Here is a 17,522-nt window from a genome sequence, read left to right on the forward strand (position 1 = left end):
AAAGCGTTTAAGAGTAGTTTTTTTGAGCTTTTTAGGCGGCTTCGGCTTAAATTTCAATTTCATGAGGTAGTCATAAGCGCTATGGCTTTCTCTTTTATTTTAGCGGCTTCTGCTTTGGGCAGAAAGTCTTCGTTGGACAAAAATATAAAATCCATCTGATGGTTGTAGGTACTCGTCACCAAAGTGTTTGAGTTCAACCAGGGAAATGCTACGGTTGGACTGAAGATGGTTTCTACACTGAAGTTTTTATACTCATTTGGAATGTTGATTCTTCCCATATTGGAAAGGGTCACATCATGCCCGCCGTTGCTTGATTTTAGCATGGAGATCATACGGTCTACAATCGGGTGCATCTGTTCTCCCATCCACAGGAGTTCGCGGGCTTCCATCTTTCCAATTTTCTGTGTAAGATCTTTTTTGATATGTTTGGCGTTGTTCAGTAGATCTGAAGTCCCTTTTTTTATGGCTAGATCAACCGTTGGTGCAAAAGCAAATAAATGATCCTCTTTGATCTCCGGAATAAAATGACGGACATCTACCGGACTGATCACTTTACCTTTGGCATCTTTCCCTTTTATCTCCTGAAAGGCCTGCATAAACGCAGAACACAATAAAGCATGTACAGAAACTCCGTTAGCTTTGCATCGCTCTGTAATTTGGGCTGTGGTTGCCGGATCCAGTTTCTGGTGAAGAACGTAATCGTTTCCGAGATTTCTCTTTTTGCTTTTTGGTTGTAAAAGAAAGAAGAACTTGGCAAACATCAGGTAAAGATTTGCCTTGAATTTCTTAGTTTTTACATTAAAGTTGGAAGGTAAAAATTCATCCACAGAAGTGAAAGCCTCGTAAGGTTCTAATTGCAAATCAGGATTATCCAAAAGCTGAAGAAGTTCTTGCATTAAAGTCACTCCGGTTGTCCCGTCTGAAATGCAGTGCGGGATGGCCCAAAAGACTTCAGAAACATCCTGTCCTCTTACCCATACTACACGGGCTAAAGGAGTCTTTTCTTCCTCAAATAAGATTTTCCATTCTTTTTGAGATTCTGTCAGCCAGTCTTCCTCTGTTTTTCTTTCTACAATGCGAAGTGGGATAGGAGCGATGTCTTTTTCCTCTTTAAAAAAAGGATATTTTTCACTTTGAGAATCAATCACCACTCTTAATAACGCATGTTTCTGCTGGATTTTTTCCAGAGCAGTTTTAAAATTCTGCTCCGAAAGTTCTCCTTTTATTTTAGCTGCAAATACACAGTTTACAGGGGTTTCAGGATCTACATACATGATCCTTTCCACCATCATTAGTTTTCTTTTGATCATGATACAGCGATATATTCCAGTTGTAATTTGATAATCTTCATGACTTCATCACGGATGGCCAGGGCATCAGCATAAGGTAAATATCCTTCACTGCCGACAAAAGAAAAATCCATTTTTCCTCGATAGGTAGAAACTACCATTGTGGTGGTATTCCCCAGCGGACCAATTACGGACGGACTGAAAATAGTATCCACAGAGAATTCTTTATATTCATGAGGAATCTGAATGCGTCCCAGGTTGGAAAACATACAGTCATTAGAGGATTTTCCGTTCTTTAAAAGCTTGGTGAAGTTATTCAATGCATCATGTCCGGATTCCATCACCATCATGGTAATATAAGGATCAAGCTTAGAAGTTTTACGTTCTACGGAAGCCTGCATGGCATGTAAATTTTCTATAAAGCTCAGCTTTTCATTAGCAGAAACTACAATCATCAATCCAAAAGCAAAAATATGATCGTTCTTCACCTGGGTAGCAAAACGTCTGATGTCTACAGGACAGGACACTTTATTGAAAGCTCCGGCTCCTTTTATTCTCTTGAATGCCTGAAGTAAAGCAGCACTTAAGAACGTGTTCACGGTAGCACCATTGGCTTTGCAATAGGAAATCAGTTGCTGGCTTACAGTTTCATCTACTTTCCAACTGATTAAATAATCATCCTGACGGTCAACAGCTTTTTTACCGGTAGGAATAACCTTAATAGCTGTAGCCGCTAACCTTCCAATGAATTTGGCTTTTAATTTTTGTTTCCGGCTGTTTAAAATATTCGCCGGAACTACATCCTGAATACCTAAAATTGGGTTTTCTATTCCAATATCGGCTTTCGGATTATCCAATACTTTTAAAAACTCATAAAGGAAGGCCATTGCAGAACCACCATCGCATAAACAATGGTGGAACGTAAATAACATGTCAGAAACGTCTTCCCCCTTAATCCAGACAAACCGGATAAGAGGCAATTTTTTAGGATCGAATAAGGTATTCCATTCCCTTTTGGATTCTTCCTGCCACTGATCTTCTCCTTTTCTGGCAATAATTCGTACCGGAATGGAGATCGGGTTTTCAGGAACATCAAACCAGGGAATATTTTTATCATCGTGAGCGATAAGTGCTCTTAACCACGGATGTTTTTTCTGGATTTGGGCCAAAGCTTCCTGGATATCCTTTAATGCAAAGGTACCTCTGAGTCTGAAAGGAATCACCGCATTGAACGGTTCTGTTCCGTCTCCCAGTAACATTCGCTCACCAAATAACAATCTTCTTTTCATAAATTATACTGAAGTTAATGTGGAATGTTCCTGTACAAAGTTTTCCAGCAATTCTACCGCTTTATCATTACCTCCGGCAAGATTAAACGTATTTTGAACTTCTTGAGCTGCAGCTCTGTATTTAGGATTTTCCAGTAATTCAAAAACAGTTTCACGAAGAGCTTCTACACGGAGTCTTTTGTATCGGATACTGATTCCGCAACCTGCCTGCTCAATTAATTTCGCAATATGGAAATGATCGTAAGCAATAGGAGTGATTAACATCGGTAAACCATTACGGAAAGTATCGTTTACTGTATTGAAACCACCGTGGCAGATTACCATATCCATCCTTTGCATTACCGCAGATTGAGGAACGAAGCTGTTTACAATAAAGTTCTCCGGCCATTCTTCAAAGATTTCCGGTGGAGTAGCAGCAATCACGGTAACCGGTTGGTCTTTGAATGCAGCGATGATCTTTTCAAAGAATGCTTTTCTGATGTCTACCAATAAAGTTCCCAGTGATACGAAGACCTTAGGAGTGGTAGAAGCATTTAATTTATCCCAGTCAAATGGAGCATCATTAGGACGGCCTTTTACCGGTCCTACAAATTTCATGTGAGATGGCACTGTATCAAAACCTGCAAAGGCTTGGGAAGTAAAGATCATATTCAGTTTATGAGAATGAATATAAATTCCTTCCTCATGAATGCCCACTTCTTTTTGTAAGTCTTTGATTAAGTTTTGCTGCCATTCCCAGATTTTAGGGGCACTTTTTTCAGTATCTCCCATTACATCCGGCGGAACGGGTGTTGTGGTTACACAAGGAATATTATGTTTGTGTGCGAAAAGCGCACCTCCGAAAGTGATACAGTCGTTCACGATCACATCAGGCATCCAGCTTTCTGTTAATCTTGTTAATCCTGGCATCATCATTTTAGCGAAAGGAACATAGGTTTCTTCCAATGCCAGTTTCATGACTTCAGGACCTGAACAAGCCGGTCCGTCATCTTGTCTTTTTAAAATACGGGCAATTTCGTCCTGATACGGAATAAGATCCTCTTCAGGGTAGAAGTAAGAACCTCCTTCCGGAATATGTTTGCTGTCTAAAGGCGTAATTCCGAACCATTTTACTTCATGGCCACGGGCAATCAGACTGGCTCCCACGCTTAATGTAGGGCTTACATGTCCGAAAAACGGCGGAACAACGAATAAAAATTTAGACGGTTTTTCGTGTTTTGAGGCTTTAGTAATCGCCGTCTCCAATAAATTAGCTGCTGTAGATGCTCCTCCTGCTTCCATAAAAGATTGTCCTACTTTTTGAGCGGCCTCACGGTAGCTCGGGTTATTTAAAATTTGCTGTACTGCTTCTCTCAGGTGATTGGCTTTAAATCGGTTGAAATTAAGTCTTTCACCTGCTTCTGTACGCACCACACGTCCTGCAACATGCGACTGGTCATACGCGATAGGAATGACTACCAAAGGAATTCCGTTGGATAAGGTTTCAGAAACGGTATTGTGACCGCCATGGCAAACCACACCATCAAGATGAGGTAACAGATCCAATTGTGGAACCTGCTGATACACCATAAAGTTGTCCGGCCACTGCTCGAAAAGTTGTGGGTCAGAAACCACCACAACCGTTAAATCTTCATCTTTAAAAGCATCCACTACCTTTTGGAAGAATGCTTTTTTATGATCGTGATCAAAAGTAGTTCCGATGCTTACTAAAATCTTTTTATTGGTGGAACTTTTTAGTCTGTCCCAATCAAATTCACATGAGATACGGCGTTCTGTAAGAACTGGCCCTGTGAATTGATATTGAGGAGCTAGGTCTTCCATATCCCCAAAAAAATAGGTTGAAGTTAAAACAAGCGTCAACAGATCTGAAGTCGCCAGAGAGCGTTCCTCGTTGAAGCCTAGTTCTTTTTGTAAATCGATGATTTGGTTCACTTCCCATTCGTGTACTTTTGGCAGCTCATTCATGATCTTAATGGCAGCCGGAGCTGTAACAGAAGTCGCACAAGGAATTCCTAATGCTTTGGCAGCTATCGGCGCCGCAAATAACTGATGGTCACCGATGATTAAATCGGGTAGGTATGTTTTTAATAAAGAAACAATTCCATTATAGCAATGTCTGTTCAGCGGAATAAGAACTTCCTCGTAAAGAAACTTCACACTGTCGATTCCATACACTACTTTTTTGGAAATAATATCAAGATATTGTTCGCTTTCTTTCTTTTCTTCGTCGGTCTGATCGTATTGGATCAGTAATAATTTTCCGCCCTCGGGAAGTTTAGCCTCTAAAGTTGGGTCAAGGCTGATCCAGGCTACTTCATGTCCTCTTTCCAACAGAGTAGTACCGATGCTTAGGGTAGGATTGACATGTCCTGTCAAGGGTGGAACTATAAATGCAAATTTAGCCATGGTTCTTCGTTAAGATATTAGATAAAAACTGAGCGATCGTCTCTGCGATGAGCTGAGGTTCCTGGATGGGAATATTGTGATCGCCGGAAATTAATTCAAGTTCGGATGTACCGATTTGAGACTGCAGCCATTCTCCTGTAGGTCTGCAGTTGGAATCAGCACCGTAAAGCAATAAAGTAGAAGCTTTCAGTTGATTGAAATCTGCTTCACCAAGGAAGTGTTTTTCCCTGATCATATCTGCTTTGATGCTGGTTTGATTAAACAGAAACTCATACATACGATGGTTCTTTTCCATTTGTCTTTTGCCCATCTGGACTTTGGTAGTATCTGTAAAATTGGCTACATAATGCTCAAGAAATTCCTTGCTGTATTCATCAATGATATTCCTTGCTTTTTCGTCCTGCGGATCCGGAGCTTCCATCACTACGAGTTGATTGACACGTTCAGGGTATGTTAATGCTGTTTTCAAAGCAATAAGACCACCGAAGCTATAGCCTGTAAGATGTACTTTTTCCAGTTGAAGGTGATCCATTAAACCAATCAGATCGGATGACATGTTATCAAGGTCGTACCCATCCAAAAAGCGTTCACTCATCCCGTGACTTTTCAGATCGTACATCACCACATGGAAATGTTTTGCCAGAATAGGGGCAATATTAAAATAATAAATGGATAGGTTACTGAACATACCGTGGATCAGTACCACGGTTTGTTCGGCTCCTTTGTTGAGTTCCTGTATATGAACTTGTTTATTATTGACAGTGATTATTGGCATTCGTAGATATAATTGATGATCATACTAAGGTCAAGATTAATAAGCTGGTCAAGATCCATAGAAGATAACCAACCTGTAAAGTCGATCTGATCGCCAAAATGCGCCTTGATCTTTTCAGAGAAAGAGACAATCTCGATGCTGTCCATTTCAAGATCTTTGGTGAATGAACTTTCCGGAGTAATGTCCATCTCCTCTACAAATTCAGCACCTATCACTTCAGTAATAAAACCTTTTAATAAAGTAAAAAGTTCTTCGTGGTTCATTTTTAATGTTGCGTTTACAGTGTCCATCCGATAATATAATTTTTATGTTTAATAGTTTTGATTTCAATATTGTTGATCCACAGGTGATCATCTTTTATAAGTTCGACTTCGAAGGCTTTTGGATTCCCTTTCAGTCCGGTTCCTAAGAACTTTCCGTAGGCTTCTTTGGCAACCCAGAAACGGGTGGTCCATTCTGCCTGATCTCTGCCTTTTAATAAGGCTAATTCATGGTCTGTAAATACCAGATCATAGAATCCTTCGCTGCGTTCTTCCATAAGTTCCATATCGATTCCTACAGATTTGCCATATCTTGCAATCCCCACAGCTTCTTTTCCTTTGTGAGCGAGTGAAATATGAATGTCTTCTGTGAAATCACTGATGAGGTAAGGTTTTCCCACTTCATCAGAGCGGATTTCAAAGGTGATAGGGAAGCACGGATGATTTTTTTCCTGACGAAGAAGGTTTCTAACGGCATCTTTCACAGCAACACGGCTTACCATCCAGTTTTTCTTCTTGTTCGGTAATAATTGCTGGTGATGTTGTTTTTCCGTTTGGTTGAAATATCTTTTCAGGATAAAATCCCATGAAGCTACTCTGGTATAGGCCTGGTGGAAGAAGAATACTTCAGGAGCAATCTCTTCAGAAAGACGGTTGTGCAATGGTGACATGGAAACATTCCATAATGCGGCATCAATTTCCAGTCTTCTGTTCTGCCAGCCTGTGATGGCGCACCATACTTTTCCGTCTCTTTTCAAAATGATATCTGCAATGGCAAATTCATCATTAAGCTCGGTCAGCATACAGGTGCATTCAAAAATACCTTCCTGATCGTGCATATCGCCGAAGAATTCAATATCTCTGATCTTCACCGGGAATGCAATACGGTCTTTCACTAAGGTAAGCTGTAACCAAAGTCCGAATAACTGTCCGGCATTGTCTAGCAGAGATCCTTTTCCGCCATTTCCTTTAATTTTTCCTACAATTCCTTTGTTTCCAACGGCTGAAACTTCCGTAATTCCCTGGTATTTATCGCCATGGAACATGTGGGCATCATAGATTTCTTCAGGTGTTCTTTCAATGGGTAAAAGATCACCAACGGAAAGGTTAAACGTTGGAGTAGGGACAGGTGAAGATTTTAAGATCACTTCAGCATTGGCGAAGTTTTCAATATCCAGATACGCATGGTTTTCGCCACGCCATTGTCCTTTCACTGTTTTCTCAAAAGGCTGGGCAACATTCATCCATTGGAATACACTTACATTCATAATTTTATGAACCTGTGTTCCTGGGATTTCTGCTTCTGCAATTTCTGCCAGCTGTTCAAAGATCATGGTCATCGGGATTACCGGTTCCATATCTGCTACATGAGCCCATCCTTTGGGCTGTCTCAATAAGCTGTGATCGATTAGATAAGGATGACTTTCAAGCGTCACATACAGATCTTTTGAGAAAGTTGTGCTTTTTGGTGCTTTTGGCGAAACCTGCTGTACTACAGGAGCCGGACGTGGAATGGTGATTTCCGGACGGTTCTGGAATAAAGTCAAGACTTCTTCCTGCATACGGATCATATCATTAACATTGTCCTGGAACGCCTGTACCAGCGGATGACCACTTTTAGCAGTCATGGCTGAAGCAGTATATTGTTTTGGTGTTTCAAAGGATTGAGCTAATGCTTTTACTTCTTTAAAATTTCGGATAATAGGTGAGCCTAATTCTAGCTTTATTCCTTTACTTGATGATTTTTTTGATTGCTGTTGAAGTTCTAAAAAGTCAAGCGCAACCGTTTTACCTTCTACAAATAGGGAAGCAACTACACGCTGTAACTGTGCTAATGCAGAACGGGCAGGAACGCTGGAAGCAATCGTACTGAATGCTTTTCCTTTCAAGGTATCATCAATAAATCCGATCAGACCGCCGGTACCTACCTGAATGAATACTCTGGCACCTTCTTCGTATAGTTTATCCGTCAGTTCACGGAAGCGAACAGGCTCAACCAAATGCTCGGCACTCAGTTTTCTGATCGCTGCCTGATCTGCTGGATAAGGTTCTAAAGTCGTGGCAGACCATAACGGAATCTTCGTTTTCTGAAACTGTGCTTTTTCCATTCCGGCAAGGATCACATCCAGTTTGTCTGCGATAAAAGGAGAGTGGAATCCGGATTGGAAGGGCAGTACCTGATGGAAGATCTGTTTTGATTTTAATTGCGGAACCAATTCATCCAATGCCGCATTGCTTCCGCAAAGAATCACCTGATTAGGGCAGTTGTCATTGGAAACATACAGATCTGAAATTTCAGCAATAAAAGGCTGTACAACATCAATTCCGGCTCCAATGGCAATGAACTTGGAATCTTTTAATTCAAAAGTTTCAGGATTCAATACATCAATTAAAGCTTTTACAGAATTGGCTTCTGCCAGTTCTGATGAATATCCTGCCAGCCATTCTCCTAAACTGTGTCCTGCATTCATATCCGGGATAATTCCCAGTTTTTTCAATGAATTATCAAGGATGCTGCAATTGTTGAAGATATTTAAAGCATCAGTTAAAAGGCCTTCACCTTCTGTTTCTATAGGCGCTGTTAATCCGAAATAACGGCTTACACTTTCTACCTCACCTTTTGCCAGTCCATCCAATCCAGGGAATACAAAGGCTACTTTACCACCATCTTTTAATAATGGGGTAGAAGTGTACCAGATGTCCTGTTTGTTTTTCCAGATCAGGTTTTTAGAAACAATTTTAAGGGCTTTTTCTATTCTTGCAGGCGTAGGATCGAATATGGCTACTCTGAAATCTCCTTCACCTGTTGTTGTTTCATTATTTTTTAATGCAGCAACGAGTTCTGCGTGAGTAGGTCTTGCCAATAGCAATACGGTGTCTTTTTTCGGCATATCATAACCTTCCAGAACAACGTGTGCATTGATTCCTCCAAATCCGAAAGCGTTGACTGCTGCTACTTTTGGCAGTCCGGTTTTTGACCAGTTTTTGGCTTCCTGTACTGGTTCGAATCTTGTATTCTGCATTTCTGCCGTTGGATTCTCGCAGTATAATGTTGGTGGTAATGTGTCGTGGTGTAAAGCAAGACAGGTTTTAATCAGTCCTGCGATTCCTGCAGCCGGCATAGCATGCCCGATATTGGATTTTACGGATCCGATTCCTGCCACCTGAGCAGCTTCTTCTTTCCCAAAGAACTGTGCTAAGGTCTGAAGTTCCGTTTTATCTCCTAGCGGAGTTCCGGTACCGTGGGCTTCCAGGTAACCTACTTTATTTTTATCCAGATCAGCATTGATCCAGGCTTGTTCTAAAGCTTTTAATTGACCTTTTACGGATGGGCTCATTACGCTGGTTCCGTTACCGTCACTGCTGACACCTACACCTTTGATTACTGCATAGATTTTATCCTGATCGCGAACAGCGTCTTCCAGTCGTTTTAAAACGACGAAACCACAACCTTCTCCAATCAGCAATCCATCAGCATCCATACTGAAAGGTTTGATCTGTTCCTGGCGAGACATTGCTCCCAATTGAGCAAAAATACTCCAGAAAGCTGCATTCTGTCCGGTGTGAACACCTCCGGCGATCATCATATCAGAACGTCCTCTTTGAAGTTCCTGTACAGCGTGATCTACAGCGATTAAAGCACTGGCACAAGCGGCATCAACAGTAAAAGCAACGCCTCCAAGATCAAAGCGGTTGGCTACCAATGAAGCTACCAGGTTAGGAATTAATCCCATGGCAGTATCAGCAGCAAAACGTCCTTTACGTTCCTGAAAAGCATGTTTTACTTTTTCAATATCAGCGGAAGATACCTGAGGGAGCAATTCCTGCAATAAAGAGGAAATCTGTTCTCCGGTTCTTACAATTTCAATGGCACGGGTAGCTCCCGGCCCGGTATAATTTCCTTTCCCGATAATAATTCCTGCTTTTTCAAGGGAAGTGTTCTTTTGAAATACTCCGGCATCTTCCAAAGCTTTCTGAACCAAATCAAGGGTCAGTAAGTGATCAGGTTCTGTTCCTTCCACGGCAAGGGGCAAAATCCCAAAGCTGGTAGGATCAAACTCATAATCAGGAATAAACCCGCCTCGTTTGCAATAGAAACGATCGACAGGGTTGGTGGCATCACTAAAATGCACCGGATCTATCCGATCAGCCGGAGCCGATTGGGTAGAGTCTACTTTATTGACAATATTCTGCCAAAAAGTATGGGCATCCTGCGCCCCGGGAAAGACGCAGGATAGTCCAACTACAGCAACATCTGTTTTTTTCATACTTAGTTTAATACAGAGTTTACCAATTATTTCCTGACATGATCAGCACCTGGCTTTCAGTTCCGTATTTTATTTCGTTAAGGAAAATTTCTTTTCCTTCATCCAATGGGATCATAGAAATTCCTCTACGTTCGTATTCAGATTCAAGGGTGGAAGAAACCATTCCGGCACCTTTCCAAGGGCCCCAATTGATGGAGATTACTTTTCCTTTTAATCTTTTATTCAGCGCATTAGCATAATCATCCAGTACACTGTTGGCAGCAGCATAATCTGTCTGGCCTTTGTTACCGTATACCGATGCGATACTTGAGAATAATACCACAAACTGGCAGTCTGTACGAAGTTGTTCAGCCAATACACGAAGTGGTTTTACTTTGGTATCAAATACACGTCCGAAAGAAGAGGTGGTCTTTTGTTTGAATAATTTATCTTCTAAAAGCCCTGCTCCGTGAATCACCCCATCTAAACGGTTGTATTTTTCATAAATACTGCTGATCAGGTTGCTTAATCCTTCTTCGTCGCAAAGGTCTAATGACTGATAAATAATAGTGTTTCCAAGCGCTTCCATATCACGGATCGTGCGTAGGATCTGGTTATTTTTATAAATTTTTGTGGTTTCTTTTTCAATCTCAGCAGGAGAAGTGAATTTTCCGGATTTAATCAGGTAAGCTCTGATTTCTTCCTTGGTTTTCATTCCTTCGAATTCTTTTGCCGAAGCTTCATTTCTTGGGTCTGCTGATCTTCCAACTAAAATATAAGTACATGGATAAGCCTGAGACATATGTTTCACTAACTCTGCAGTGATTCCCTGTGCACCTCCAAGTACCAATACCACTGATTTCTGGTCTAACTGAATGTGTGCTTCATTTAAACTTGTTGACAATGGGGAAGGGATAATGTCTACCTTATGTCTTTGCTCGTTTTTATAGATCACTTCAGCAGGTTTATCATTGGTAAGGATTTCCTTTAAAGTAATGTCAGCGATCTGATCTACTTCCTGAGGAGTACTCAAGCTGATTAATCTACAAGTTGTATGATCAAATTCTCTAGCTAAACTTTTGAAAAGTCCTGGGTAACCCTGGTGATGGCGTAACACACTTACATCATTGATTTCCTGAATATGAGCAGCTATGTCTGAAATTAAATACACCCATTTTGCTTTATCAAAATCAAGTTTTTTAATTAAATCAACATGATCAATAATGCTTGGTTTATCCGTAGCTGAGAATAAGTCTAACATGATTAGTCCATCAACATTGGAAAGGTCTTTATCTGCATCTACCAATTCTACGATAGCTCCATGTTTTTCCAATTCAGCTTTAATCGCTGAGGTTTGTTGGCTGTCATCCTGAGTGATTGCAAAACGTTTTCCTTGCAGAACCTCTGTATTTTGTACTGAAGATGCATCTGTAGGAGTGATATCAAAACGAAGACGTGATAATACATTGTTTGTAGCTTCAGAAGTTACTTCTTGCTTTACTTCATTTTTTACTTCACTAGTATCACCGCTCATTTCACTGATCCAGCTAGCTAATCCACGAAGTGTTTTGATTGCTGCCAGTTTTTCCATCACATCATCAGCCTGTTCAAGGTTTTCACCAAAACCGATCTTGTTTTTAAGATCAGCAATGATTTCCATACGCTTGATAGAATCGATACTAAGGTCTGCTTCTAAATCTAAATCTAGACCTAGCATTTCTTTCGGATATCCTGTTTTTTCGCTTACGATATTTAGGATAGCATTTTGAAGGTCTTCTAATGATAAAGTCGCTTTTGCTTGTGGTGTTGAAGCTGCTTCAGCTGAAGTTTCGCTTGTTTCAGGAGCTGCTGGTGTTGTATCTGCTCCTGAGAATTCAGTAAGCCATGAAACTAATCCGCTCAGGGTTTTGATTCCTGCCAGTTGTTCCATCACCATGTCTTCATTAGTGTTACCTTTAGCTAAGGTTCCCAGTTCGTTACGAAGCGTTCCGATGATTTCCACTCTTTTGATAGAGTCGATACTTAAGTCAGCTTCAAGGTCCATTTCCATGCCCAGCATTTCCTGTGGATATCCTGTTTTATCGCTTACAACCTGTAGTAATAATGCTTTGATATCTCTTGTTGGAGCTGCTTTTACAGCAACGGTAGTAGCAGTAACTGCAACTGTTGTCGCTTGTTGTACTTGTTGTACAGGTATTGTACGTTCAGGAGCATGAGCCGGCGGTGGTGTATTATAAACAGGCATTGGGTTCACCTGAGGATTCTGTCCCATAAAGGAAAGCATCACATCACGTTGTGCCTGTATCATTAATTTCATGCTGTTTAAATATTCCTGCAGCATACGTTCTGCCGTAGATAGGCCTTCCGGTGCAGGGGGTTGCGTATTATGAGTCGTAAAATTGTTCATAGGAATAGGGTTTATGATAGGGAGCGCACCATTAGCAGGCAGTGAGCCTGTTGTCGGATGTGCAGCTTGTCCGTTAACACGCCAGATGGCTGGGCTTTTCTTGTATAGTTCAGGCTGATTGATATCAACAAGCTGAACGAAGCGGCCATCGAAAAGTTTTTCAATATTGAAGTTGCGTCCGGTTCCTAAATACTGAGCTAACATGCATAATAGATGGGTGAATTTATTACGGCTGCTGTCTTCAACATATAAGGTTAACTGATCTTTTTCAATACATGATTTCGCCAATCCTGTAAGAACCTTTCCTGGTCCTACCTCGATGAAGATTCTTGCTCCATCGTTATACATCGCCTGCATCTGCTCCACGAATCTTACTGGCTGTACCAGGTGGTCAGTCAATCTTTCTTTGATGTCCGAAGGATTCGATGGATATACTTGTGCTGTTGTATTAGACCATACAGGAATCTGCATTTCTTCAAAAGGAACGTCTTTTAATACATCAGCATATAAATCTTTTGATTTTGCCAATAACGGGCTGTGGAAAGCACACGCAACCTCCAGTTTTTTAGCAGAAATACCTTCCTGTTTAAGGACTTCCAATAACGTATTGATTGCTGGTGTACTTCCTGCAATCACACATTGAGTAGGAGCATTGAAGTTAACAGGGTAACATCCTTCCACTTTAGCAATGATCGGCTGTAAGCGATCATGAGTAGCGCTTGCAGCTAACATTGAACCCGGATCTCCGCCTTCTACTGAATTTAAAATAGATTGTGCTCTTTGAATACTTAAGTCAACCAGTTTATCTTCAGCAAATACTCCTGAGAAGCATAGGGCTGGCAATTCTCCGTAGCTATGACCGGCTAACATATCAGGAACAATTCCTAGTGATTCCAAGAATTTAGCCAATGCAAGATCAACAATTCCTAAAAGCGGTTGTGCTAAACGGGTATCTTTAATGGTTTCTTTCTGTTGTTTTAAATCCGCTTCATTGAATGTTGTTGAAGGGAAAACTACTTTTTCAAGTTCAGGATAGTTATCAATCACTTTACGCATAGCCGGGAATACTACGAACAGATCACGGGCCATATTGATTCTCTGGCTTCCTTGTCCAGGGAATGTGAACGCTACTTTACCTTCTTTTTTACTGACAGTGAAAGTATCTTTAGTCTCTATCCCCAACAATACTAATTCAATTTTCATCATCAGGTCAACCGCAGTGTCCGCAACAATACTGAACTGAATTGGTTTTTCTGAAGTGATACTTAAACTGTACGCAATATCTTTTAATGGAATCTCATCATTGATTTCCAATAATGTTTTGATTTGAGCTGACTGTCCTTTTGCTTCTTCATAAGTATCCCCGCGGAATACAAATAATTCTGAAGGCCATGACTGCATTGCAATAGAATCATCCTTCTTTGGATGGTTAGCAATTACCGTGTGGAAGTTTGTCCCTCCGAATCCAAAGGCACTGACTCCTGCATAACGGTTCTTTTCAGTCCATAATCCTGTTTCAGCATGGAAAGAGAATGGGCTGGTTGCTGCGTTATAATAAGCATTAGGCTGTTTAAGGTGAAGGGTAGGAGGTTTCACTCCATGGTAAACTGCTAAAGAAGCTTTGATTAAACCTGCTAATCCTGCAGCACATTTGGTATGCCCGATTTGGGTCTTCACAGAACCTAAATGCGTCTGTCCCGGTAAAGCACCTGAACGACTGAATAAGTTGGTTAAAGCACTTAATTCTGTTTTATCTCCAACAACAGTTCCTGTACCGTGAGCTTCTACCAATCCTACAGAGGCCGCACTGATTCCTGCCTGAGTATAGGCACGTTCTAAGGCTCTTACCTGGCCAACTTTTCTTGGTGCAGTAAGACCTAACGCTTTACCGTCACTGGATCCGCCCACTCCTTTGATTACAGAGTAAATACGGTCACCATCGTTGATAGCGTCTTCATATCTTTTTAAAACAAGGATAGCAATTCCTTCTCCGAGGGCGATTCCGTCTGCTTCACTGTCGAATGTAGCACATCTTCCTTTTCTGGAAAGAGCGTGAGTACTGGAGAACATCAGGTAATCGTTGATACCGTTGTGTAAGTCTGCACCTCCGGCAAGAACCATATCTGATTTACCCAGTGCAAGTTCCTGACAGGCTAAATCGAGAGCAGCCAAAGAAGAAGCACATGCTGCATCTACAGTAAAGTTTCTTCCTCCAAGATCCAGGCGATTCGTAATCCTACCTGCGATCACATTGGCCAAAATACCAGGGAAAGAATCCTCTGTGGTATGTGGAAATGCCTCTTTTACTTCTTCGTGAAGTTCTCCGAAGACTTGTTTATAATATCCTCTGAAACTATAGCTGTTGGCAAGGTCATTTCCTCCTTCAGCACCGATAATTACAGAGATGTTTTCTCTATTAATATGTTTTTCACCATATCCAGCGTCTTCCATTGCGCGTTTTGCTACCAATAATGTAAGCAATTGTGTAGGTTCAATAGCAGCAAGAGATTGTGGCGGAATGCCAAATGTAAGTGGATCAAAATCAATTTTTGGAATGAAACCACCCCATTTTGAATGGGATACATCTGCTTCATCTGAATCCGGTTTATAGTAAAGATCTTTATTCCATCTTTCGTCCGGAACTTCGGTAACACTGTCTTTTCCTAAGATAATATTTCTCCAGAATTCATTCAGATTTTTAGCACCAGGAAAAATACATTCCATTCCGACAATGGCAATGTCTAATGGTTTTTCGTTGGATGTTGGTTGTTCAGATAATTCAGCATTTTGAATATATTCGTAATTGCCAATACTTACGTTTTGGTGAAGTTCTTCTAGAGTAAGCACTTTGTTTTGCATCGTTGCAATCTGACCAATCATGTACATTCCAAGATCTAATTGATCATCTTTAGGAATGTTTACTAATTGATCTCCCTGGCGTTCTATTCCTTTTGCAGCAATTCTTAAACGGCCTACGTTGAGTTTTTCCAGTTTTTCCCAAACTTCTTTTTTATCTGTTCCTGCTGCTAAAAGTTTAGCTTTCTCGGTATTGAAGTGGTTGGCAAATGATGTATTTAAACAACGGGTTTCGTGTCCCGGAGCAGTTTCTAATAAGACAGTATCTTTAGCCCGCATCGCCTGTAACTGGAATTCTTCCTGAATGGCTCCGGTTTGCACAGCTTCCTGAGTATACAGGTAAGCGGTTCCCATCAATACACCTACTTTTACCCCTCTGGCAGCTAATGGAGCAGCCATGATAGAAACGAATGCTGTTGAGAAATCATTATGGATTCCACCAGCAAAAAATACGGTAATATTTTCTGGATGGTCTTCTTTTAATATACGTTCAATTTGCTTTTCCCAAAGAACTGTGCTGGATAACGGACCTACGTGCCCACCGCATTCACGGCCTTCGAAAATAAAGTTTTTCGCTCCTTCTTTAAGGAAAATATCCAACAGGGCAGGAGATGGAACGTGAAGGAATGTCTTTATTCCTGCTTTTTCAAATACTTTGGCCTGTGCCGGTCTTCCGCCTGCGATCAGGACCACTGGTGGCTGGGCTTCAAGGATATAAGAGGTTTGTTCGTCTCTTAATTCCTGAGGGGCAAATCCTAAAATACCTACACCCCAGGTTTTGTTACCTGCCAGTTCTTTAGTTTCCATAACCAAAGACTTGGCTGAGTTTCCTTTCAGTAATGATAAGGCAACAAATGGCAAAGCTCCTGCTTCTGCAACAGCATTGGCAAATCCGGGAACATCACTTACACGGGTCATTGGTCCCTGTGCAATGGGGTATGTTAATCCAAGATCCTGTGCTAACGGGTTGTTCTGATCAATAACCTGAAGAGCTTTAGCTTGTTTCAGGTGACCATACATAGCCTCTTTTAAACCAAATGCAAGTTTTTTCAGTGTTCTGAACTCTTCATAAAGATCAGTTGCAAGGGAAATATCCTGTCCCATTGGGATGTAGCTCTTGCTGATATCAAGATCTTTAAAATGCTGTTTAAGGTCTTCATCTGTAAGATTGTCCGGTAATGAAGGTGAGTTGGGTCTTACCAATACACGGTGATTGGCAATGATCTTAGTCTCAGTTCCGTTAAGTTTTGAACACAATTCTTTTATGTCCTTTGGAACAGAACTTTCAGGGAATAAAGCCAGTTGGCTATCCAGTACAATTCCTGTGGCACCCAAAGCTTTCACGGCTGCAGCAGTATGGAGCCCTATTCCCCCCTGTACCCACACCGGAATGCTTTTGATTTCATTAATAATACGCTGGAACAATACAAATGTAGATTCGTAGCCGATTTGACCTCCGGCTTCATTTCCTTTGATGATGATTCCTTTGGCTCCTGATTGTTCAGCTTGTTTAGCTTCTTCTAAGCTGGTTACCTGATAGATAATATCCAGTTCCGGATTTTGAGTAACCTTCATTCCGAATGGTAAGATCGCAAATCTTACATTTTCAGGAAGCTGAAGATCTGAAAATTTTTCATTAGAAACATAAATACCATAAGAGGGTAGGGCTGTTTCTTCCAGTTGACTAAGTGCTGCCTGGGCGGTCGTTAACTCTTGGCCTAAGCTGAGGACAGGAAATACACCCGCCTGATGCAATTTAGGCATAAGGTTGACGTCTGGCTTTTCAAAAGGCGTTAGTCCAATAATGGTTAGGTTTTTCATGGCGTGATATGTTAGTAAGGATTTTGTGATAATGCATAAGTCTTTGAGGCAAAGAGAGATGCTTATGACAAAATCATAAAATTGGTTTTTATTATATTTTTAAAAGTATGGCTTGTTTGTTGGAAATAATTCAACAAATTATAGCTGTCCCTAAGGTAATTAGAGTAAAGGT

The 17,522-nt window shown here is 41.0% G+C and carries 7 protein-coding genes; all 7 read right to left on the bottom strand.

What is annotated here, in order from left to right; all coding sequences use genetic code 11:
• Positions 1–59 precede the first annotated feature (59 nt).
• The 7 genes from WH267_RS02210 to WH267_RS02240 are packed head-to-tail and all read right to left on the bottom strand — an operon-like array spanning position 60 to position 17,350.
• Entirely contained in the window at positions 60–1,310 is a 1,251-nt protein-coding gene (locus tag WH267_RS02210) for a condensation domain-containing protein (protein ID WP_340005249.1), read from the bottom strand.
• The gene (locus WH267_RS02215; protein ID WP_340005252.1) at positions 1,307–2,578 is read right to left on the bottom strand and encodes a condensation domain-containing protein; all 1,272 of its coding nucleotides are present in this window, start codon (positions 2,576–2,578) and stop codon (positions 1,307–1,309) included. The genes WH267_RS02210 and WH267_RS02215 overlap by 4 nt, the downstream gene beginning before the upstream one ends.
• 3 nt (positions 2,579–2,581) lie before the next feature.
• Positions 2,582–4,984, bottom strand: a complete 2,403-nt coding sequence (locus WH267_RS02220; protein WP_340005254.1) for a glycosyltransferase — start codon at positions 4,982–4,984, stop codon at positions 2,582–2,584.
• Positions 4,977–5,759: an alpha/beta fold hydrolase gene (locus WH267_RS02225; RefSeq protein WP_340005255.1), complete on the bottom strand. Its 783-nt coding sequence runs from the start codon at positions 5,757–5,759 to the stop codon at positions 4,977–4,979. Before WH267_RS02225 ends, WH267_RS02220 begins: the two co-directional genes overlap by 8 nt.
• Positions 5,750–6,049, bottom strand: a complete 300-nt coding sequence (locus WH267_RS02230; protein ID WP_002977699.1) for an acyl carrier protein — start codon at positions 6,047–6,049, stop codon at positions 5,750–5,752. The genes WH267_RS02225 and WH267_RS02230 overlap by 10 nt, the downstream gene beginning before the upstream one ends.
• Positions 6,037–10,287 (bottom strand): type I polyketide synthase, encoded by a 4,251-nt coding sequence (locus tag WH267_RS02235; protein ID WP_340005257.1) that lies wholly within the window; start codon positions 10,285–10,287, stop codon positions 6,037–6,039. Before WH267_RS02235 ends, WH267_RS02230 begins: the two co-directional genes overlap by 13 nt.
• 19 nt (positions 10,288–10,306) lie before the next feature.
• The gene (locus WH267_RS02240) at positions 10,307–17,350 is read right to left on the bottom strand and encodes an SDR family NAD(P)-dependent oxidoreductase (RefSeq protein WP_340005260.1); all 7,044 of its coding nucleotides are present in this window, start codon (positions 17,348–17,350) and stop codon (positions 10,307–10,309) included.
• Between the last annotated feature and the right edge of the window lie 172 nt (positions 17,351–17,522).

Source organism: Chryseobacterium sp. MYb328 (assembly GCF_037572595.1).
Taxonomy (GTDB): Bacteria; Bacteroidota; Bacteroidia; order Flavobacteriales; family Weeksellaceae; genus Chryseobacterium; species Chryseobacterium pennae.